Annotated in this window: 16 protein-coding genes and 2 pseudogenes; 10 read left to right on the top strand and 8 right to left on the bottom strand. The window is 38.6% G+C overall.

The annotated features are described in order from the left end of the window. From HPOKI112_RS02030 to pyrB, 4 genes are all read right to left on the bottom strand, one after another. Positions 1-624: a neuraminyllactose-binding hemagglutinin family protein gene (locus HPOKI112_RS02030; protein ID WP_025275715.1), complete on the bottom strand. Its 624-nt coding sequence runs from the start codon at positions 622-624 to the stop codon at positions 1-3. Beyond that, complete coding sequence (locus HPOKI112_RS02025; protein WP_025275714.1) at positions 618-2,273, bottom strand: ABC transporter ATP-binding protein; 1,656 nt, start codon at positions 2,271-2,273, stop codon at positions 618-620. Before HPOKI112_RS02025 ends, HPOKI112_RS02030 begins: the two co-directional genes overlap by 7 nt. A 91-nt stretch (positions 2,274-2,364) precedes the next feature. After that, on the bottom strand, positions 2,365-3,804 hold the full coding sequence (gene hofB, locus HPOKI112_RS02020; RefSeq protein ID WP_025309671.1) for an outer membrane beta-barrel protein HofB: 1,440 nt from the start codon (positions 3,802-3,804) through the stop codon (positions 2,365-2,367). Positions 3,805-4,056: 252 nt separating this feature from the next. Beyond that, positions 4,057-4,980, bottom strand: coding sequence for an aspartate carbamoyltransferase (pyrB, locus tag HPOKI112_RS02015; protein WP_025309670.1), 924 nt, complete (start codon positions 4,978-4,980; stop codon positions 4,057-4,059). Between the two features lie 66 nt (positions 4,981-5,046). On the opposite strand from pyrB, the gene HPOKI112_RS02010 reads away from it, so the two are divergent. The 10 genes and pseudogenes from HPOKI112_RS02010 to HPOKI112_RS01970 all read left to right on the top strand — a co-directional run bounded on the left by HPOKI112_RS02010 (position 5,047) and on the right by HPOKI112_RS01970 (position 17,751). Beyond that, on the top strand, positions 5,047-5,562 hold the full coding sequence (locus HPOKI112_RS02010; RefSeq protein WP_000523527.1) for a hypothetical protein: 516 nt from the start codon (positions 5,047-5,049) through the stop codon (positions 5,560-5,562). Then, a complete protein-coding gene (tlyA, locus tag HPOKI112_RS02005; protein WP_025309669.1) occupies positions 5,562-6,269 on the top strand; it encodes a 23S rRNA (cytidine-2'-O)-methyltransferase TlyA in 708 nt (235 codons plus the stop codon). Before HPOKI112_RS02010 ends, tlyA begins: the two co-directional genes overlap by 1 nt. Beyond that, entirely contained in the window at positions 6,235-7,077 is an 843-nt protein-coding gene (locus tag HPOKI112_RS02000) for a bifunctional riboflavin kinase/FAD synthetase (RefSeq protein WP_025275710.1), read from the top strand. Before tlyA ends, HPOKI112_RS02000 begins: the two co-directional genes overlap by 35 nt. Before the next feature lie 46 nt (positions 7,078-7,123). After that, positions 7,124-9,049 (top strand): transketolase, encoded by a 1,926-nt coding sequence (gene tkt, locus HPOKI112_RS01995; RefSeq protein ID WP_025275709.1) that lies wholly within the window; start codon positions 7,124-7,126, stop codon positions 9,047-9,049. Beyond that, positions 9,046-11,382: an ATP-dependent deoxyribonuclease AddB gene (gene addB / locus HPOKI112_RS01990; protein WP_025275708.1), complete on the top strand. Its 2,337-nt coding sequence runs from the start codon at positions 9,046-9,048 to the stop codon at positions 11,380-11,382. The genes tkt and addB overlap by 4 nt, the downstream gene beginning before the upstream one ends. Continuing rightward, positions 11,379-13,973, top strand: a complete 2,595-nt coding sequence (locus HPOKI112_RS01985) for a DNA translocase FtsK (protein WP_025275707.1) — start codon at positions 11,379-11,381, stop codon at positions 13,971-13,973. The genes addB and HPOKI112_RS01985 overlap by 4 nt, the downstream gene beginning before the upstream one ends. 129 nt (positions 13,974-14,102) lie before the next feature. Continuing rightward, positions 14,103-14,183 (top strand): annotated as a pseudogene (locus tag HPOKI112_RS08655) (IS200/IS605 family transposase); the annotation flags it as partial. Then, positions 14,152-15,300, top strand: coding sequence for an RNA-guided endonuclease InsQ/TnpB family protein (locus HPOKI112_RS01980; RefSeq protein ID WP_025275706.1), 1,149 nt, complete (start codon positions 14,152-14,154; stop codon positions 15,298-15,300). The pseudogene HPOKI112_RS08655 and the gene HPOKI112_RS01980, both read left to right, overlap by 32 nt. Before the next feature lie 306 nt (positions 15,301-15,606). Beyond that, positions 15,607-16,887: an MFS transporter gene (locus HPOKI112_RS01975; protein ID WP_025275705.1), complete on the top strand. Its 1,281-nt coding sequence runs from the start codon at positions 15,607-15,609 to the stop codon at positions 16,885-16,887. A gap of 54 nt (positions 16,888-16,941) precedes the next feature. Beyond that, positions 16,942-17,751: a flagellar hook-basal body protein gene (locus HPOKI112_RS01970; protein ID WP_025276723.1), complete on the top strand. Its 810-nt coding sequence runs from the start codon at positions 16,942-16,944 to the stop codon at positions 17,749-17,751. A 212-nt stretch (positions 17,752-17,963) separates the two neighbouring features. On the opposite strand, the pseudogene HPOKI112_RS08595 reads toward HPOKI112_RS01970, so the two are convergent. The 4 genes and pseudogenes from HPOKI112_RS08595 to lepA all read right to left on the bottom strand — a co-directional run bounded on the left by HPOKI112_RS08595 (position 17,964) and on the right by lepA (position 21,550). Beyond that, positions 17,964-18,194, bottom strand: a pseudogene (locus tag HPOKI112_RS08595) (hypothetical protein). A 164-nt stretch (positions 18,195-18,358) separates the two neighbouring features. Next, the gene (locus tag HPOKI112_RS08305; RefSeq protein WP_157819905.1) at positions 18,359-18,760 is read right to left on the bottom strand and encodes a group I intron-associated PD-(D/E)XK endonuclease; all 402 of its coding nucleotides are present in this window, start codon (positions 18,758-18,760) and stop codon (positions 18,359-18,361) included. Between the two features lie 61 nt (positions 18,761-18,821). After that, positions 18,822-19,751: a DNA cytosine methyltransferase gene (dcm, locus tag HPOKI112_RS01950; RefSeq protein WP_025276721.1), complete on the bottom strand. Its 930-nt coding sequence runs from the start codon at positions 19,749-19,751 to the stop codon at positions 18,822-18,824. 8 nt (positions 19,752-19,759) lie between these two features. Further along, positions 19,760-21,550 carry a translation elongation factor 4 gene (lepA, locus tag HPOKI112_RS01945; RefSeq protein ID WP_025309668.1) on the bottom strand — a complete coding sequence of 597 codons (1,791 nt, stop codon included), beginning with the start codon at positions 21,548-21,550 and terminating at the stop codon, positions 19,760-19,762. Between the last annotated feature and the right edge of the window lie 7 nt (positions 21,551-21,557).

The following is a 21,557-nucleotide window of genomic DNA, read 5'->3' as shown; positions in this document are numbered from 1 at the left end:
TTAAAGCCACTCTGCATTTTCTATAGCGTTCAAACGCTTTTCTAAACCCTCCATAAGAGAATAGTAAGCCTTATTAAGGGCCTTGATTAAAGCGTTATGATAGGATTTGTCCTCTTGGGAAAAAAGAGAGGGGTTATCGCCCAAACGATTAGCGTAATAAACAGGCACGCTGAAAGCGGTGGGGATTAAAAGGGTGTCAAACGGGCAAGTGGTTTGCGGAGTGCATTCTAAAATCAAGCTCGCTTGAAGGTTTAAAAAACGCATGACGGATTTTGGATCAGCGTTAGGCTCAATCGTCTTTTTAAGCCTTTCTTTAATGGCTTTTAAATCTTTAGGACTCTCTTCAAAAGAAAAAAAAACATTGCCTGAAACATTGAAAGTGAAAGCGCTTTTATCTTTTAAAAAATAAGCGATTTGCTGGGTGAGTGCTTTTTTAAATTCTTTTTGGTAAAAGTGCGGCACAAAATGAGCGTTAAAAAAGATTTTAGGGGGGGTTAAAGTAAAAGCGGTTTTTAAAGGGCTGTTTTTGGGGTAATTTTTATATTTTAAATGCAGAGTCGTGTTGTTGAAAAACTGACACCCTAGTAAAATAAAAATAACACCAACGCTTAAAACCCTTAGCATTCTATCAAACGCCCATGCTCTAATTTCACATGCTTAGTGGCTAATTTAAGCGTGCTTGGGTTGTGCGAGATGAGAATGATCAAGCGGTTTTGTTTCAATTCTAAAATGCTTTGTTTAACGCTCTCTTCTGTGTGATTGTCTAAAGCGGAAGTGGCTTCATCAAAGATTAAAACTTGAGCGTCTTTATACAAAGCTCTTGCAATGGCGATTCTTTGGCGTTGGCCGCCGCTAAGATTAGCGCCAAATTCATCTAAAACGCTCTCTATCCCATGAGGCATTTTTTCCACAAAATCTAAGGCTTGAGCTTTTTTTAGGCATTCTTTGATTTTCACCTCATCAATCTCTAAACCATACGCCACATTTTCAGCCACGCTCCCGTTAAAAATAAACACCCTTTGAGTGACAACGCTAATCTTTTCCCTCAAGGATTTTTGAGTGATGCTCTCTATTTTTTGATCATTGATGAAAATTTCGCCCCTGCTTGGCTCATAAAGGCGTAAAATCAGATTCACTAATGAGCTTTTACCGCTCCCGCTTTCGCCTTTTAGAGCGATGATTTCATTTTGTTGGAATTTCAAACTAATATCGCTTAAAACATAACGCTCTTGATTGTCTAGTGCATAAGCGAGCCATACCTTTTTAAATTCTATGGTGTGTATAGCGTCATCTAGCGTCAATTCCCCATCAACAATAGCCGGCTCTCTTTCTAAAATCTCATGGATCCTGTCGCTAGCGACTAAGGCTTCTTGAAAATTAGAAACAATCCTGGTTAAGCGTTTGATCGGCGTATAGAGCATAAAAAGGGCCGTGATGAAAGAAAAAAACGCCCCCACGCTAATATGGCCCCTAATCACTTCATTCCCCCCTAAATAAATCACTAGCGCTATAGCGATAGAGCCTAAAAACTCCATTAAAGGCGAAGAAATTTCAGCCACGGCGATGTTTTTGATACCGATTTTAAAAAACGCTTCATTTTCTTTCACAAAAGCCTTATGCTCTAATTTTTCGCCATTAGAGATTTTAATCGCTTCCACATTGTTAAAGACTTCGCTCAAACGAGCGGTGATTTTGGCGTTACTCTCTTGGTGGGATTTAGCGAGTTTTTTAACCTTACGAATGATTTTGCTGATAGGAATAGCAGCTAGCGGCATGATCACTAGCCCCACTAATGCTAATTTAGGGCTTTGATAGATCACCACCCCCACTAACCCCACAATCGTTAGCCCCTCTCTTAGGCTCTCTGAAAGGTAATTGGACAAACTCGCTCTAATCAAACCTATGTCATTGGTGATCCTTGCGATCAATTCGCCCTTTTTAGTCCTGTTAAAAAAATCCATTTCCATTTTTAGAAGGCTTTCTAACATGGTGTTGCGTATTTTTTTGACAATATCAAGCCCAATAAAGTTAGTGAAATAAGTGCCTAAATACATGCCCCCACTCTTACCCAAATACGCCAAAATCACTAAAAAAGGCAGGATTTTGAGCATGTGAGTGTCTTTATTGATAAAAATTTCATCTAAAGTGGGCTTGACTAAATAAGTCCCCCAAGCCGTGCTTAAAGCCACCACTAAAGAAGAAAATAAAACCACTATAAAACTTTTATAATGCTCTTTAAGGTATTTAGAATAACGCCTGAAAAAGAGTTTCAAATGTTTAACCTTATGGATTTGATTAAACTCGTATTATAGTGTTTTTATTAAGGGATTTTTAACGCTTTAATAAACAGCTTAAAGCGATTAATTAGAATTTAGCGCTAAGAGTTGTCATCAAATGACTCCTGTCTGAATAAAGCGCTTTAGAGCCGGGCGTGGGCCTGTAACTCCCTACCATAAAGCCTGCATGCGTCATCACGCCCAAATATTCTAATTTCACGCTCGCTGTCAAACTCTTACTGATCTTATAGCCCACATTAACAGCCGCGCTCGCTTCATTGGCTAAAGCACCGCTAGTCCAACGCCATAAAGTCCCCCACAGCCACTTTTTATGCACGCCCCCACCAAAAACCCAGCCAGAGACGGCATCAGCGGTTACCACATGGCTTAAGGCTTGCCCTATATCATAAACGCTATTGGTCCAAAAATCAATGCCTAAAGGGTTTCCTGTCGTGCCGATGTAAGCGTTTGCGTTTTTCCACACTTTATAAAACGCTCCCCCGAAATTAAATTCATTGTAATCAAATCGTTGCCTAATGAGCAAGCTTTGCCCAGCAGTGCCAGCTTTCACAGCGTAACGATAAGTATCTCTTCTTAAGGGGGCATGGACAGGGAGCAAAATATAAGCTTTTGTTTCGGATCTAAAGCCCACGCCATCAAAATTAGGATTACTATCATAGCCTACAACCACCCCAGGGCTATAATAAGTCCCAGGCGAAAATTGGAAAAAAGGGCTGACGCTAACCCCTTTTCTTTCATAGGTGTAGTTCACTAAATGGATACCATAATTCAAAGTGCGCCCGTTTTTAATCACGGTTCTTGGAGAGTAAAAATCATAAATCCACTCCCCATAAGCGAACGCCCTACCCCATGAGCTAAACCACCATAATTTGTGGCTTCCCTCATTTTTATCCTTAACTTTAGCGCTGATTTCAAAGCCTTGCGTGTAACCGCTCATGTAAGGAGCATTGGATTGATAACGCCCTCCTTTAGCCGTAAAAATATCCTTATAGCGGTATTCTAAAAAAGCGTTATTCATCAAGTAATTACGGCGGATTTTATTGGCCCTAGCGTTCCCGCACGCTATAGAATCAATCACCTTGCCATCAGATCCAAGCGCGCACTCATGGATACTCGTGCCATCCAGCAAGGCTCTTTTACCCCCTAAATAGCCATCCCAATAACCGATGTAGTTATAAATAACCGATCCGCCTTGATTGAATTTCGTGCTATCATAAGCGACCCCTCCTAGCGTGCCACCGACTTTTCCCTCTAAAACATGCCCTTGATCTTTAAGGCCTTTGGATAAAAAATCCGCATAGATATTGCCCTGCCCTACAGCGGTTACAAAAGTCTCTGTAGGATAAATCCCCCTAGAAATATCAATCTTTTTTTTATTAAAGCCAACTTTAGAAAAGGACTCCGCTAAAACTTCAATTTTATAATCAAACGCTTGCAAAGAAGCGCTTAAACTTAAAACATATAACCCGCAAAAAACTTTATTCTTTAAAGGCGTGCTATTTTTCATTTTTTTCCTTTTAATAGCCAATATATCTTAAAGACTACAATTCTTAACTGATCTAAAAACAAAGAAGTATAATCAAGCTATTTATTTACTTTTAATTAACTCAACTATTTTGGATTATAACGAAATTTTTTTAGTTTCATCATAAAATGAGATAAAGTAAATCAAAACTTAATCAAAGTAGGATTTTTGCACCGTTTTACAACCAAACCCATTTTTTAAAAAAATGCCAAAAAGCATTTTTAAGTTTGATAATCAATCTAATAGCAAAAACTCCAACACCGCCATGCGCATTGCTACGCCATTTTTGACTTGCTCTAAGACTTTGGATCGCTTGTCTTCTAACACCGCACTTTCTATATCAATATCCCTATGCACCGGGCCTGGGTGTAAAATAATGATCTCTTTATTTTTAGCATGAGCCTCTAGGCGTTGTTGGGTGATGCAATAAGCGTTGCCATAATCTTTCAAGCTCGCAAAAATGGGCGCGTTGTGCCGTTCGGTTTGGGTTCTCAAACTCATTAAGATGTCAGCAAATCCTATCGCTTCTTCAATGTTATGCGTCGTTTTTAAAGGAGTGATAGGGAGCATGGAGCTTGGAGCGCACAGCATGATCTCAAGCCCTAGCCTTTGGAGCAATTTAATGTTGCTATTAGCCACTCTTGAATTTTTCACATCGCCTATGAAAGCGATTTTCTTCCCTTTTAGATTTTCTAAACTGCCAAAATGCTGATAAAGGGTGAGCAAGTCTAATAACGCTTGGGTAGGATGAGCGCTTGTGCCGCTTCCTGCGTTAATCAAGGGGCATTGTGAAAATTCGGCTAATTTAAAAGGCGCGCTTGAAAAAGCATGCCGTGTGATGATAGCGTCAGGCTGCATGGCATGGATATTTTTAAAAGTGTCTATCAAAGTTTCACCCTTTGAAGTGGAGCTTGTTTGCATGTTTAATTTCACTATTTTTGCCCCCAATCTTAGGCTTGCGATTTCAAAACTAGACACCGTTCGGGTGGAATTTTCAAAAAATAAAGCCACGATGATTTTATTTTGCATTTTTTCTTTTGTTTCTAAAGATACGGCGTTAAAATCGTTCGCATAAACGCTCGCTTTTTCTAATAAAAGCTTGATTTCATCTAGGCTTAAATCGCTGGTTTGGAGCAAGTGTCGGCATTTTTTTGGCATAAAACCCCCTTTTAGTTATAATATAGGTTTTATTTTAGCTAAAAATGGCATGGGTTTTAGCAAGGAATGGGTTTGAAAAATCTCTCAACACTTCTGGTGTTTTTATTCTTTTGTTTGGGGTGTGTGAGCAATTTTAATGAAGACACTTACACGCTAGACTTAGTTTTGGAAAAAAAGATCCAAGCCAGCAGGAAAGGCGAAATCACCCAAGATAATGTGCCTATCATCACGGCTATCGCTACGCATTTAAACGATGTGGATAGCGGCACTTACTATGATCATGAGTATTTTTTAGTGGAGATTTTCACGCAAAATAACGACTGGATAGATGATGGCTATATTTCTTATGAACTTTTTGGCACAAAACCTATAGGCTCAGAGCCATTATGGGTGCGAGAAATCACAAAAGACGAATTTGATGGCATTTTAGAAACCACGAACCGGTGGAGCCGAGCTTTTTTGCTCGCTTTTAACAAATTGGATTATTTAGCGGTGCAAGAAGCCAAACTAGAGCTTGATGCCTATAGTTTAGGCAAGATTGTTTTTAATTTCGCTTATCAAGTCCCCTTACCTCAATTTTAATGCGCTTAGATTACGCCTTATTCAACCAGCATTTAGTAAATAGCAGAGAAAAAGCTAAAGCGTTGGTTTTAAAAAATCAGGTTTTAGTCAATAAAATGGTGGTTTCTAAACCCTCTTTTATCGTTAGAGAGGGTGATCAAATTGAACTCATCGCTCCAAATCTATTCGTTAGCAGGGCTGGGGAAAAATTAGGGGCTTTTTTAGAAACCCATTTCGTGGATTTTAAGGGAAAGGTGGTTTTAGATGTGGGAGCGAGCAAGGGGGGCTTTAGTCAAGTGGCTCTTTTAAAAGGGGCCAAAAAGGTGCTTTGCGTGGATGTGGGGAAAATGCAATTAGATGAGGGTTTGAAAAACGACCAGCGCATAGAATGTTATGAAGAATGCGATATTAGAGGGTTTAAAACGCCAGAAACAATTGATTTAGTGCTTTGTGATGTGAGCTTTATTTCTTTATATTGTATTTTAGAAGCGATTGTGCCTTTAAGCGATGAATTTTTGGCGCTTTTCAAACCGCAATTTGAAGTGGATAGAAAAATAAAACGCAATAAAAAGGGGGTGGTAATGGATAAAGAAGCCATTTTGAACGCTTTAGAAAACTTTAAAAACCATTTAAAAACAAAGGATTTTCAAATCTTAAAGATCCAAGAAAGCTTAATGAAAGGGAAAAACGGGAATGTTGAATTTTTTATCCATTTCAAGCGAGCCTGAGATTAAAAGCTTAGCTATCGGTAAATTTGACGGCCTGCATTTAGGGCATCAAGCCCTTTTTAAAGAATTAAAAGATCCCAAAGCCCTTTTAATCATAGAAAAAAAACATTACACTAAAGGCTATTTAACCCCCCTAAAATACCGCGCTAAACTCGTGGGCATGCCTTTATTTTTTGTGTATTTAGAAGAGATCTCACAATTAAACGCCCTAGATTTTTTAGAGCTTTTAAAAAAGAAATTCCCCAATTTAGAACGCCTAGTGGTGGGCTATGATTTCAGGTTTGGGCATGGGAGGCAAAATGACGCTTTATTTTTAAAAGAGCGTTTTGAAAAAACCATTATTGTGCCTGAAGTGAAAATAAAAGAGATTAGCGTGCATTCTAAAACCATCAAACTAGCCCTAAGTCATGGCGACTTATCTTTAGCTAACAAGCTCTTAGGCAGGCCTTATGAAGTGTGCGGGGAAGTCATTAGCGATCAAGGCTTAGGGCATAAAGAATTAGTGCCTACTTTAAATATCAAAACTAAAGATTTTATCCTCCCTAGTTTTGGAGTGTATGCGAGTTTAGTGAAAATAAAAGATCCAATTTATCAAAAAAGCGTGAGTTTTATAGGCAATCGCTTAAGCACCGATCACAATTTCGCCATAGAATGCCATGTTCTTGATACCATCATAGAAAACCCACCCAAAGAAATCGCTTTGCGTTGGGTTCAAAAAATACGAGACAACATGCGTTTTAATTCATTAAAAGAGCTTAAAAATCAGATCCAACAAGACATCTTAAGAGCCAAAGAGATTTTGAGATAATTTGTGTTAAAATGACTCTCAAAAACCTTAAAAATGGAAAAATTTGATGCGATTGAGTAACGCTGACTTAGAACGATTAAAAAGCATGGCGAATGTGCTTCGCTTTTTGTGTGCGGACATGATAGATAAGGCTAATAGCGGGCATCCAGGCGTATGCTTGGGGCTAGCTGATGTGATGGTGGTTTTAAGCTTGCACCTAAACCTTAACCCCACTAACCCTAAATGGCTCAATAGGGATAGGCTGGTTTTTAGCGGAGGGCATGCGAGCGCGTTAGCGTATAGTTTGTTGCATTTGTGGGGCTTTGATTTGAGTTTAGAAGATTTAAAGCGTTTCAGGCAATTACACTCTAAAACCCCAGGACATCCCGAATTGCACCACACCGAAGGCATTGAGATTACGACAGGCCCTTTGGGGCAAGGTTTTGCTAACGCTGTGGGTTTTAGCATGGCGAGCCAATACGCTCAAAACCTTTTAGATAAAGAAGCCATTTCTCATAAAGTCTATTGCTTGTGTGGGGATGGGGATTTGCAAGAAGGCATTAGCTATGAGAGTGCTTCTTTAGCCGGGCACCTCAACCTGAACAATCTCATTGTGATTTATGACAGCAACCAGATCAGCATTGAAGGCGCTATCAATATTAGTTTTAGCGAACAGGTTAAGATGCGGTTTGTGGCGCAAAATTGGGAAGTGCTAGAATGCGATGGGCATGACTATCAAGCGATTTATGATGCTTTAGAAGAAGCCAAAAAATCCCATAAACCCACGCTTTTAATCGCTCATACGATTATTGGTAAGGGGGCTATTGGCTTAGAGGGGAGTGAAAAAACGCATGGTTCGCCTTTAAACAAAGAAGTGTTAAAACAATCCAAAGAAAACGCTCAAATCAATCCTAATGAAAGCTTTATCATTAGCCCAAAAAACAAAATGCATTTTGAAGAAGTGAAAGTTAGGGGCGTTAGTTTAGAAGCCTTATGGGAAAAATCCTTAAGCCCTAAAACAAAAGAAAAAATCCATGCGTTAAAGGATTTTGATTTTAACGCCATCCATTACCCCGCCTTTAAAAAAGGCGAATCTCTAGCCACGAGAGTGAGTAACGGCATGATTTTAAACGCTATCGCTAAAGAATGCGAGAGCTTTTTAGGGGGAAGTGCGGATTTAGCCCCCTCTAATAACACGCATTTAAAACACTCTGGCGATTTCCCTTTGGGGCAAAACCTGCATTTTGGGATCAGAGAGCATGCCATGGGGGCTATCACTAACGCTTTAGCGGCGTATGGCTTGTTTGTGCCTTTTTGCGCGACCTTTTTTGTGTTTAGCGATTATTTAATGCCAAGCATTCGTTTGAGTGCTTTAATGAAATTAAAAGCCCTTTTCATCTTTACGCATGACAGCATTGGCGTGGGCGAAGACGGGGCGACGCACCAACCCATAGAGCAATTGAGCCATTTACGCGCTTTGCCCAATTTCTATGCTTTCAGACCCAGCGACGCTTTTGAAAATACGGCTTGCATGCAAGTAGCGTTAAGTTTGAACGCCCCTAGCGCTCTTATTTTATCGCGCCAGAATTTGCCCGTGCTTGATGAGGTTTCTAAAGAGCAGGTTTTAAAAGGGGCGTATGTTAAACACCACTCTAGAGATCCCATTATCACGCTCGTTGCGAGCGGGAGCGAGGTCTCTTTGGCTTTAGAGAGCGCTAAAATTTTAGAGCGAGAAAATATTCCCACTCAAGTGGTGAGCACGCCTTGCTTTGATCTATTGATAGAGCAAGATGAAAGCTATCTTAAAGAACTCTTTAAGGGTAAAGTCTTAGTCATTGAAGCGAGCCGTGCGATAGAGTGGTATCGTTTTGCGGATAAAATCATTGGCATGGATTCTTTTGGGAGCTCAGCAAAGGGCGATAAACTCTTTGAAAAATTTGGCTTTAGCATTGAAAACATTACCATTCAAGCCAAAAGGTTACTCAACGCATGAATTTAGAAAAACTTTTTTTAGAAAAAACCCCCCTATTTGTTTTTAGCTCCACCAGGCGTTTAAAACATTTCTATTTAGAGCAAGGCGAAGGGTTTTTGCCTAGCGCAATGAGCATGGGGAATTTTTTTGAACAGGCTTTTTACATCCCCAATAAAAAGAAAATCCCTAACAGCGCGCGCCAAATCTTAATGATAGACACCATTAAAGCCATCGCTAAAGAAAAAAAATCCATTCTTGAAGGGCTTTTGCTTTTTGAAAACAGCTTTTTAGGGTATTTGGAAAGCACTTCTTTTTTGTTTGATTTGTTTGATGAGTTAAGTTCTGCTTGTATCAAGCTCAATGAACTTTCTTTTAAAGACATTTACTTGGATTATGAAAAGCATTTAGAAGTCTTAGAAATGATTTATAATCGTTACATTAAAAAGCTAGAAAAATTAGGCTTTTATGACAAAATCATGCAAAAAAAGCCCACGATTTTAAAAGAATTTTTTGAGCATTTTTCCTCCATTGAATGGCATCTAGACGGCTTTATGAGCGTTTTTGAAAGGCAATGCTTATTAGAAGTGGCCGAATTAGTGCCTATCACTTTACACCTATCTTGCGATAAATACAATCAAAAATTTTTGGAATTTTTGAATCTCAAATTAGAAACAGATTGCGATTATTCCATTGATTTTAAAACCCAAAAGATCCTTTCTCAAACTTTTAATGATCAAAAAATAGAACCAAAGCTTTATGCTAACTCCAGTTATTTAAAACAAGGCGCTTTAGTTTTACAAACCATAGAAGAGTATTTGCAAAAAGATAACGATCCTAATAAAATGGCGATCATCACGCCCAATGCGGATTTTTTGCCTTTTTTAAAACTCTTAGACCAAAACAACAATTTGAATTTTGCGATGGGATTAGGGGCTAAAAACAGCCCTTATTATACAGAGCTTGTAAAAATCTTAGAAGATTTACAAACAAGCGATTTTAATTTAAGCGGGTCTGCGTTATTGGATTTAGAAAATATTACGCTCCCGCTTTTAGAACAACAAAGCTCTAAAGAAAAAGCGCCCTTAAAAGAAGCGCATTCTCAAATCATGCACCAGTATTATCTTCTAAAAGACGCGCTTAAAAACTACAGCCTTAAAGATTTATTGCATTTGTATTTGCAAGAATTTGAAGCCAACTTCCGCTTAGACGATTCTAGTGGGGGCAAAATACGAGTCATGGACACTTTAGAGACAAGGGGCATGCAATTTGATAAAATCGTTATTGTAGATTTTAATGAAACTTGCGTGCCAAGCCTTAAAGACTGCGATTTGTTTTTAAACTCTGCTTTAAGAAAATCGCTCAACCTCCCCACTTTATTCGATAAGAAAAATTTGCAAAAACACTATTACTACCAGCTCTTTAAAAACTCTAAAGAAATAGCGCTTTCTTATATAGAGAGCGAAACTTCAAAAGTCTCTAATATGCTTTTGGAATTAAATTTGCATATAGAGCCTATCAAAGACGCTTACACGCTTTTTGCACCAAGTCCTTTAAAAGACTACCAAGAAGAAGAAATCAAAGCCGCTATCCCTAAAGATTTTAGCTTTAGCGCTAGCTCATTAAACGCTTTTTTAACTTGCAAGCGCCGTTTTTACTACCACTACATGAAGCGATTCAAAGAAAGCCCTAAAGACGAAAGTAATAGCGCTGTGGGCAGTTTGCTCCATGAACTTTTAAAAGAAGCTTATGAAAAAGACAAAAACCCTTATGCGTTAGAAGAGAGGCTCATTTGGCTCTTGGAAACAAGAGAAAACATTACCCCTAAAGAGCGTTTAGACACTCTTGTAGCGCTCAAAAAAATCCAGGCTTTTTATCTTAAAGAAAAAGAACGCTTTAATGCAAAAATCAAAATCCTTGATCTTGAAAAAAGCTTTGAAACAACCATTCAAGGCGTTATTTTTAAAGGGCGTATAGACAGGATTGACAAAACGGCTGACAATGAGATTATTTTATTGGATTACAAATTCAAAAACGATTTGAAATTAGACAACATGAGTAAAACACAAAGAGGAGGCTTAAGCCCCATAGAAATCGCTCAAATCAGCACCGATTATCAAATGGCTATCTATGCGTTTGCCATTAAAAATCTGGGCTACAAAGATCCTATAAAAGCCTTTTTTTATGATTTGAGAAAGGGCGAATTACTAGAAGAAGATGAGCTTATTTTACAGGCTAAAATGGATCATTTTGAATTTTCTCTTATCCCCAAACTCAAGCAAGAAATTGATTTTGAAAAAACTTCAGAGGCTAAAGATTGTGAATATTGCTCTTTTAAAGACATGTGCAACCGATGAAATCTAAAAAACTTTATTTAGCTTTAATCATAGGGGTTTTATTAGCGTTTTTAACCCTATCTTCATGGCTGGGTAATAGCGGTTTAGTGGGGCGTTTTGGGGTGTGGTTTGCCGCACTCAATAAAAAATATTTTGGGTATCTTTCATTCATTAATTTACCCTATTTAGCGTGGGTTTTATTCCTTTTATACAAGACTAAAAACCCTTTTACAGAAATCGTTTTAGAAAAAACTTTAGGGCATCTATTAGGCATTTTATCTTTGCTCTTTTTACAATCTAGCCTATTGAATCAAGGGGAAATCGGCAACAGCACGCGTTTGTTTTTACACCCTTTTATAGGGGACTTTGGGCTTTATGCACTGATAACGCTTATGGTAGTTATTTCTTATTTGATTTTATTCAAACTGCCCCCTAAAAGCGTTTTTTATCCTTATATAAACAAAACACAAAGCCTTTTAAAAGAGATTTATCAACAATGCTTACAAGCCTTTATCCCTAATTTTAGCCTGAAAAAAGAGGGTTTTGAAAACACCCCACCAGATATTCAAAAAAAAGAAACCAACAACGACAAAGAAAAAGAAAACCTCAAAGAAAACCCCATTGATGAAAACCACAAAACCCCTAACGAAGAACCGTTTTTAGCGATCCCTACCCCCTATAACACGACTTTAAACGATTCAGAGCCACAAGAAGGCTTGGTTCAAATTTCCTCCCACCCCCCTACCCATTACACCATTTACCCTAAAAAAAACCGATTTGATGACTTATCAAACCCCACTAACCCCACTTTAAAAGAAACTAAACAAGAAACTAAAGAAAGAGAACCCACGCCTAAACAAGAAACTCTTACGCCCACCACGCCCAAATCTATCATGCCCGCACCTGTGCCCAACACAGAAAATGACAACAAAACAGAAAACCACAAAGCCCCAAACCACCCCATAAAAGAAGATGATTTACAAGAAAGCCCACAGGAAAACCCACAAAAAGAAAATCAAAAAGAAAATCAAAAAGAAAATATAGAAGAAAATATAGAAGAAAAAGAAAATCTTAAAGAAGAAAAAGAGGCACAAAACGCTCCAAACTTTAGTATAATAACCCCCACAAGTGCTAAAAAACCCATTATGGTTAAAGAATTGAGCGAAAATAAAGAGATATTAGACGGATTGGATTATGGCGAAGTGCAAAAACCCAAAGATTATGAGCTTCCCACCACGCAATTATTGAATGCGGTTTGTTTGAAGGACACTTCTTTAGACGAAAACGAGATTGACCAAAAAATCCAGGATCTATTGAGCAAGCTGCGCACCTTTAAAATTGATGGCGATATTATCCGCACTTATTCAGGCCCTATTGTAACCACTTTTGAATTCCGCCCAGCCCCTAGCGTTAAGGTGAGCCGTATTTTAGGCTTGAGCGATGATTTAGCGATGACTTTATGCGCTGAATCCATCCGCATTCAAGCCCCTATTAAGGGTAAAGATGTCGTTGGCATTGAAATCCCTAACAGCCAAAGCCAAATTATTTATTTAAGAGAAATTTTAGAGAGCGAATTGTTTCAAAAATCCAGCTCGCCCTTAACTCTAGCTTTAGGCAAAGACATTGTGGGTAACCCTTTCATCACGGATTTAAAAAAGCTCCCCCATTTGCTCATCGCCGGCACAACAGGAAGCGGTAAGAGCGTGGGCGTGAATGCGATGATTTTATCCTTACTTTATAAAAACCCCCCCGATCAGCTCAAATTAGTGATGATCGATCCCAAAATGGTAGAATTTAGCATTTATGCGGACATCCCTCATTTACTCACGCCCATTATCACCGACCCTAAAAAAGCTATCGGGGCTTTGCAAAGCGTGGCTAAAGAAATGGAACGCCGATATTCTTTAATGAGCGAATACAAGGTTAAAACCATTGATTCTTATAATGAGCAGGCGGAAAATAACGGCGTTGAAGCGTTCCCCTATTTGATTGTGGTGATTGATGAATTAGCGGATTTAATGATGACAGGGGGCAAGGAAGCGGAGTTTCCTATCGCTAGAATCGCTCAAATGGGGCGTGCGAGCGGTTTGCACCTCATTGTAGCGACCCAACGCCCAAGCGTGGATGTCGTAACCGGCTTGATTAAAACCAATTTGCCTTCAAGGGTGAGTTTTAGGGTAGGCACTAAAATTGATTCTAAAGTGATTTTAGACACCGATGGGGCGCAAAGCTTGTTAGGAAGGGGCGATATGCTCTTTACCCCCCCAGGAACAAACGGGTTAGTGCGCTTGCATGCCCCCTTTGCCACTGAAGATGAGATCAAAAAAATCGTGGATTTTATTAAAGCCCAAAAAGAAGTGGAATATGATAAAGATTTCTTGCTAGAAGAATCGCGCATGCCTTTAGACACCCCTAACTATCAAGGCGATGACATTCTAGAAAGGGCTAAAGCGGTGATCTTAGAAAAAAAGATCACTTCTACGAGTTTTTTACAACGCCAATTAAAAATCGGCTACAACCAAGCCGCCACCATTACGGACGAATTAGAAGCTCAAGGCTTTCTATCCCCAAGAAACGCCAAAGGCAACAGAGAGATTTTGCAAAATTTTTAGGCTTTGTTTTCATTGGATATTGGCCTTTAGGCGTGCCAATGTGAAATAGTCGTATCAGCGTTAATATGATATAAAAATGATAGTAATACTATGAATATCTTGTATTAGTTATTTTTTTATGTATAATAAAACCAACAAAACAGCAACCGCCCTAAGCAAAAAGAAAAATGGAAAAGTTATGTTGATAACCTACAAACAAAAGCTCTATAAGAACGATAAGAATAGGCGTATAGACACACTATTAAGGCGTTATGGCGTGTTTTATAACCATTGCATTGCCTTGCACAAACGCTATTATAGACTTTTCAAAAAGTATTTAAAGCTTAACGATTTGCAAAAACACACCACCAAATTGAAAAAGACCCATCGTTATGCTTTTTTAAAAACACTAGGCTCACAAGCCCTGCAAGATTTAACTGAAAGGATAGATAAAGCGTTTAAAAAATTCTTTAAGAAACAAGCCAAATTGCCACGATTTAAAAAAGTAGCCAACTACAAATCTTTCACTTTCAAAAGCCAAGTTGATAAAAAGACAGGGTTGAATAAGGGAGTGGGGTTTGAGATAAAAGACAATGTTGTTTCTTTTAATGGTTATAGCTATAAGTTCATTAAAACTTATGCTTTGATAGGGAAAGTAAAAACTCTAACCATTAAAAGAGATAATATGGGCGATTATTTCTTGTGTCTAGTCTGTGAATTAGAAAATAACCCTAACAAGCAAACCGCATGCGATAAAAGCGTGGGCTTTGACTTTGGGTTAAGGACTTTTTTAACCGGATCTGACAATACTAAGATAGAATCGCCTTTATTTTTCTCTAAATATTTGCCTTTGATTCGTGCTTGCAACCGCTCTCTATCCAAAAAGAAAAGAGGTAGCCATAACCGCCTAAAAGCTAGACTAAGACTTGCTAGATTGCATAGAAAAATCAAAAACCTAAGAACGGACTTTTTCTACAAACTCGCCAATAGTCTAGCCAAACAATACAGCCATATTTTCATTGAAGACTTGAACATGAAATCTATGCAAAAACTTTGGGGCAGAAAAGTGAGCGATCTAGCTTTTAGCGAGTTTGTGAAAATCCTTGAAAACAATGCTCATGTCGTTAAGATTGATAGATTTTATCCTAGCTCTAAGACTTGTTCTAATTGCTTATCTGTTGATGAAAACTTTAATAAAGACATTAAAAAATTAGGCAAAACAGATAAAGAAAGAGAATACCACTGCAAATATTGTGGATTGGAACTAGACAGGGATTTAAATGCGTCTATTAATATTCATAGAGTGGGGGCATCCACTCTTGGAGTAGAGGCTGTAAGACATGCCTAGCATGCAAGCCTTGTTGATACCAGAATCCCCTAACTTTAGTTATGGGGAGTATGTCAATTTTCATTTACTTTGAAGTGTCGAAATTCTTTTAACCTTTTAAAAAGGGTTGAAAGCGTTTTTTAAAACAAATAAAACAATCTTAAAGAGCTTGCGAAAATCAAGCGATAATCTCTTAAAAAAACGGTATTAGAATGATTTCCTTAATCACACAAACACCATAATCCTTTAACCTATTAATCAAATATTATCTGTGGTTTCCCTAACTCTTAGTAAAATTACCTAAAAATTTCATATTCAAGGATAGCCATGAGCCCCCAACCCGCCACCAAAAAACCCTTAAAATCCCTTTTAGCCGCTAGTTCAGGTAATTTAGTGGAATGGTATGACTTTTACGCTTACGCGTTCTTAGCGCCTTATTTCGCTAAGGAATTTACCCACACGAACGACCCCACTCTAGCACTCATCTCAGCTTTTTTGGTTTTTATGCTAGGGTTTTTCATGCGCCCTTTGGGGAGTTTGTTTTTTGGTAAATTGGGGGATAAAAAGGGGCGTAAAACTTCTATGGTGTATTCCATTATCCTTATGGCACTAGGCTCTTTCATGCTCGCATTGCTCCCCACTAAAGAAATCGTAGGGGAATGGGCGTTCTTGTTTTTATTATTAGCCAGGCTTTTACAAGGCTTTAGCGTGGGAGGAGAATACGGCGTGGTCGCTACTTACCTCTCTGAATTAGGCAAGAATGGTAAAAAAGGTTTTTACGGCTCTTTTCAATATGTAACTTTAGTTGGAGGGCAGCTCTTAGCGATTTTTTCACTCTTTATCGTTGAAAATATTTACACGCATGAGCAAATCAGCGCGTTTGCTTGGCGTTATTTATTCGCTTTAGGGGGCATATTAGCCCTACTCTCGCTCTTTTTAAGAAATATCATGGAAGAAACCATGGATAGCAAAACAACTTCCAAAACCACTATTAAAGAAGAAACCCAAAGAGGCAGTTTAAAGGAATTGCTCAACCATAAAAAAGCCTTAATAATAGTCTTTGGGCTAACTATGGGAGGGAGTTTGTGTTTTTATACTTTTACGGTGTATTTAAAAATCTTTTTAACCAACAGCTCATCATTCAGCCCTAAAGAAAGCAGTTTCATCATGCTTTTAGCGCTCTCTTATTTCATCTTCTTACAGCCCTTATGTGGGATGCTGGCTGACAAAATCAAACGCACCCAAATGCTGATGGTTTTTGCTATCACAGGGCTTATTGTAACGCCTGTTGTCTTTTATGGTATCAAGCATGCCACTAGCGTGTATGAAGCCCTATTTTATGAAATACTCGCATTGAGCAGCATGAGTTTTTACACTTGCATTGCTGGGGTCATTAAAGCGGAATTATTCCCTGAACATGTGCGAGCGCTTGGCGTGGGTTTGGCCTATGCGATCGCCAATGCGCTTTTTGGAGGGAGCGCGAGTTATGTAGCGTTAGAGTTCAAACAGCATGGTTTTGAAGTGGGGTTTGTGGGCTATGTCATGTTGAGTATTGTTATCTTTATGGTTATGGTTATCATATTCCCTAAAAAAACCTATTTGGAATGAATCTGTTTTTATTTAATTTTTGCTATAATTTTTCCTTTTAAAAGGATTATTCGCATGCAAAATGGGTATTATGCGGCCACTGGGGCTATGGCGACACAATTTAACCGCTTGGATTTAACCTCTAATAATTTAGCTAATTTAAACACCAATGGCTTTAAAAGAGACGATGCGATTACAGGCGATTTTTTAAGGCTTTACCAACAATACCGAGAGCAACTGCCCTTAGAGGATCAAACCAAAGCGAGCGCGAAGTATTTAAACCGCAATCTCAATCGTGTGCCTATTTTATCAGAAATCTATACGGATAGGAGTCTTGGCGCGTTTGAAGGGACGAATAACCCCCTAGATTTTGCCCTAACAAGCCCTAACCTCTATTTTGCGATACAAACTGATGAGGGCGTCGCTTATACCAGAGACGGGCATTTTAGCGTGGATAAAGACGGCTCTTTAGTTACTCTTAATGGCTTTAGGGTGCTTTCACGCTCTGGCTTGAACGAAAAAGGAGGGATCATGCTCATGCCTGACGCTGAAATTGAAGTGGATCAAAATGGCGGAATCACTTTTAGGGATAATGAAGCCCAAATTCAAGCGGGTGCGTTAGCTTTAGTGAGTTTTAGCGAACCTAAAAACCTTAAAAAAATAGGGCAAAACCTTTATACTTATCAGGGCGAAGGCGTCCATCAAGTCTCTGACTCTGGCGCGTTAAGGCAATACATGCTAGAAAAAAGCAATGTCAATGCGGTGCGTGAAATGAGTGCTTTGATTGAAATCAACCGCTTTTTGGACATGTATTCTAAAGTGTTAAAAACCCACCAAGACGACATGAACGCCGAAGCGATCAACAAACTCGCTACAAAAGCTTAGACTTTTGGCGATTTTAAAATCCATAGGAGGGTTTTTACGATACCTTAACTCCCTAATGATGCTTTTTAAAAGCCTTGTTAATCTTTTTTATATAGGATTAGTTTTAAAAGAGTTTAAAGAATTAAATGCCTTTTCTTTTGTAATCGCTTGCAAAGTAGACGGTAACGCAAGCTTCTCTTTATAGTTGCTAACTATTCAACAATAATTCAATTTTAATTATTTCGTTTGTTGTTTAAAAACGCTCTTTATTGTGGTATTCTGTAAGCAACGCCCCCATTTTTCTTGTTATGGCTCTTGCGTTTTAAGCTCGTTTGTAGTAGGATATTCCCATTAAGGTTTGAGACGCTATAGTTGGTGCCGTCTCTGTAATGGTTAAAGAGTATCGCAATGATCTCTAATTCCCTTCCCCAATCAAGCTTTTTGATTACCCACTTGATTATCAGCGTTCATTTTAAGATAGAGCCATTTTAAAAGCTTGTAAAAATTTTCTTTCTGCTTCCACTAAATTAGGGTTTAAGAGCAAGTCATTCTTTTCTAATTTGATTGTGCCTTTTTAGCATATCTAAAGGGATCTTTTTTTCTTATTTATAAATGTGATTTTATATTTTTACTCCAACGCCAAGTCAATCAAAATTTGCCAATTCTCTTTATAGTGTTGGAGTTGCGACAAACTCTTTGTATTGCCCCATTCTTGTATGTCTTCAATAGGGATAATATAGCATTCGCTCGTGCGAGTGTCTATCCCTAAAATCAAATCGCAATCTTTTTTGGTGTATTTGTAAGTGCGTTTGGGGGCATTCCTATCAATTTGAACCCCACTCCTATAGCCCCCTGTAAAATTCAAAGTATCTCCCCCTGTGCCTTTAATCTGTATCCTCAATAATTTCTGCTTTCCCCCTAGATCCACAATAGCATCGTATTTAGCGTTTGTAACATCCACTCTACTGCAAGGAAATCCTGCTTTAATCACCCTTCCTATAGCAATGAGTTCATCAGCGTTGCCATTCATTGTGCGAAAAATCCCCTTGTCAATACCGGTTAAATTGATGACACAAGTTTGATGCGTATGATTATCCATAAACAACCTTTTTAATTTCTAATGCTAAAGCTTTAATCACAGGCACACTCACAGAATTACCAATTTGCTTATAAAGTTTGCTTTTAGTGGTATTAGGTAAAACATAATCTTTAGCGAAACCTTGAAAATTCAGACATTCTTTAGGCGTGAGTTTTCTTATGCCTTGCTCATCTAAAACTAAAGGCACATTATGCCCTCCTGTCCCCATGTTGGCTGTAAGAGTGGGGCAAAGATTGTTTTTATTTTCTCTCACATAATGCCTACGCCATTGGTAGCAAGTGTCTCTTTTGGTGATTTCTTTTTTTAAAGTCTCATAAAAACGATATTGCTTGTAATAAAATTCCTCACCCACTTTTATTTCTAACAAATCCTTAATGCTTTGCGTGTGATTGATTTTTAAAGGAAAATGAAAGCGCTTGTAATGGTTTTTATCTAAAAATCCTATAATATAAACCCGCTCTCTATTTTGTGGTATAGTAGAATATTCATAAGTGTTTAGTATTTTATAATGGACAAAATAGCCTAAGTTTTTTAAAGTTTCTAAAATAAACTTTAAGGTTTCCCCCTTATTATGGCTCACTAAATTTTTTACATTTTCTAATAACAAAACTTGAGGTTTTTTGGCTTGAATGATGCGAAACATTTCCATAACAATCGCTCCTCTTTCATCATTAAGCCCTTTTTGCAACCCGGCAATGCTGAACGCTTGACAAGGAAACCCCGCACTTATCAACCCAACATCTTCTAATTCATTGGGGTTTAAATCTTTAATATCTTGTTCTAAAAGCTTGTGTTTGAAATTAGCCCTATAAGTGTTGCATGCGTCTTTGTCCAATTCATTCGCCCAACCAATTTCAAAGCCCGCTTGCAAAAACGCGCATTCAAACCCTCCAATCCCAGCAAAAAGTGAGCCTACTTTCATCAAACGCTCTAATCAATCTTTAATATCGCTAAAAACGCTTCTTGGGGAAGCTCCACCTTACCGATAGCTTTCATGCGTTTCTTGCCCTCTTTTTGCTTTTCTAAGAGTTTTCTTTTTCGTGTAATATCGCCCCCATAGCACTTAGCCGTTACATTCTTACCGACAGATTTAATCGTCTCTCTGGCGATGATTTTATTCCCCACGCTCGCTTGGATAGCGACTTCAAAAAGCTGTCTTGGGATAAGCTCTTTCATCGTTTCCACTAAGGCTCGCCCCTTTTCATACGCCTTGTTTTTATCTATAATGATAGAAAGCGCATCCACCACATCGCCTGCCACCCTCACATCTAACTTCACTAAATGGGCTTCTCTGTTTTCTATCGGCTCATAATCAAAGCTCGCATACCCTTTAGTGCAAGATTTGAGCTTGTCATAAAAATCCATCACAATTTCGTTGCTCGGCAAGGAATAAGTGAGCATGACACGAGATTGGTTCAAATATTCCATTTTTTCTTGAATGCCTCTTTTATTGTTCAATAGCTGCATTAAATTACCCAAAAATTCACTCGGCGTGATGATTGTCGCCCTCACAAAAGGCTCTTTGATGCAAGCGATATGGTTTTCAGGGGGCAATTCGCTAGGGTTTTGGACATATTTGATGCTATTATCCGTTAAATGCACTTCATACACCACCGTGGGAGCGGTAGCGATGAGGTTAAGGCCAAATTCCCTTTCTAGCCTTTCTTTAATCACTTCCATGTGCAATAGCCCTAAAAAGCCCACCCTAAAGCCAAAGCCAAGCGCCACAGAGCTTTCAGGCTCAAAATTTAAAGCGCAATCGTTAAGCTGGAGTTTCAATAACGCTTCTCTTAAATCTTCAAACCTGTCCGTTTCTATAGGGTAAAGCCCCGCAAAAACAAAGGGTTTAGCCGGCATAAAGCCTTCAATGGGTTTAGGGGTAGGGTTTTTAGCGTCTGTGAGCGTGTCGCCTACCGCAATATCCGTAACGCTTTTTAGCCCTAAACTCACAATGCCAATCTCACCGCATTCTAAACTTTTAGTAGGGATTTTTTTCAAAGGGTTAGGGTAGTATAGCCCTAAAACGCCGTGTTTTTTACCCGTCCCCATCACTAAAATTTCTTGCTCGGTGTTGATGCTCCCATCCATGATACGCACTAACGCTAGCGCCCCCAAATAATTGTCAAACCATGAATCATAAATGAGCGCTTTTAAGGGAGCGTTAAAATCACCGCTAGGGGCAGGAATGGTCGTAATGATTTTTTCTAACAAATCTTTAATGCCAAGCTTAGCTTTAGCGCTCACTTCATTAGCGTTAAAACAATCAATCCCTATCGTGTCTTCTATATCCTGTTTGACTTCTAAAACATTCGCATTAGGCAAATCAATTTTATTGATCACCGGTAAAATTTCTAAATTGTTATCTAAAGCGATATAAGTGTTGGCGATGGTTTGTGCTTCCACGCCTTGAGTGGCATCTACCACTAATAACGCCCCTTCGCATGAACACAAAGAGCGAGACACTTCATAGCTAAAATCCACATGCCCTGGGGTGTCAATGAGGTTTAAAACATAATCCTCCCCCTTAAAAGTGTAATTCAGGCGCACGCTTTGAGCCTTAATCGTAATGCCCCTTTCTTTTTCAATATCCATAGTGTCCATCACTTGGCTCTTCATTTCTCTGTTACTGATAGCGTTGCATTCAGAAATCAAACAATCCGCTAAAGTGCTTTTACCATGGTCAATGTGAGCGATAATGGAAAAATTGCGGATATTTTTCATTGGCACT

This window comes from Helicobacter pylori oki112, from assembly GCF_000600085.1.
Taxonomy (GTDB): domain Bacteria; phylum Campylobacterota; class Campylobacteria; order Campylobacterales; family Helicobacteraceae; genus Helicobacter; species Helicobacter pylori_CY.
The sequence above is the reverse complement of the archived record's forward strand: the minus strand, read 5'-3'. Positions and strand labels throughout refer to the sequence as shown.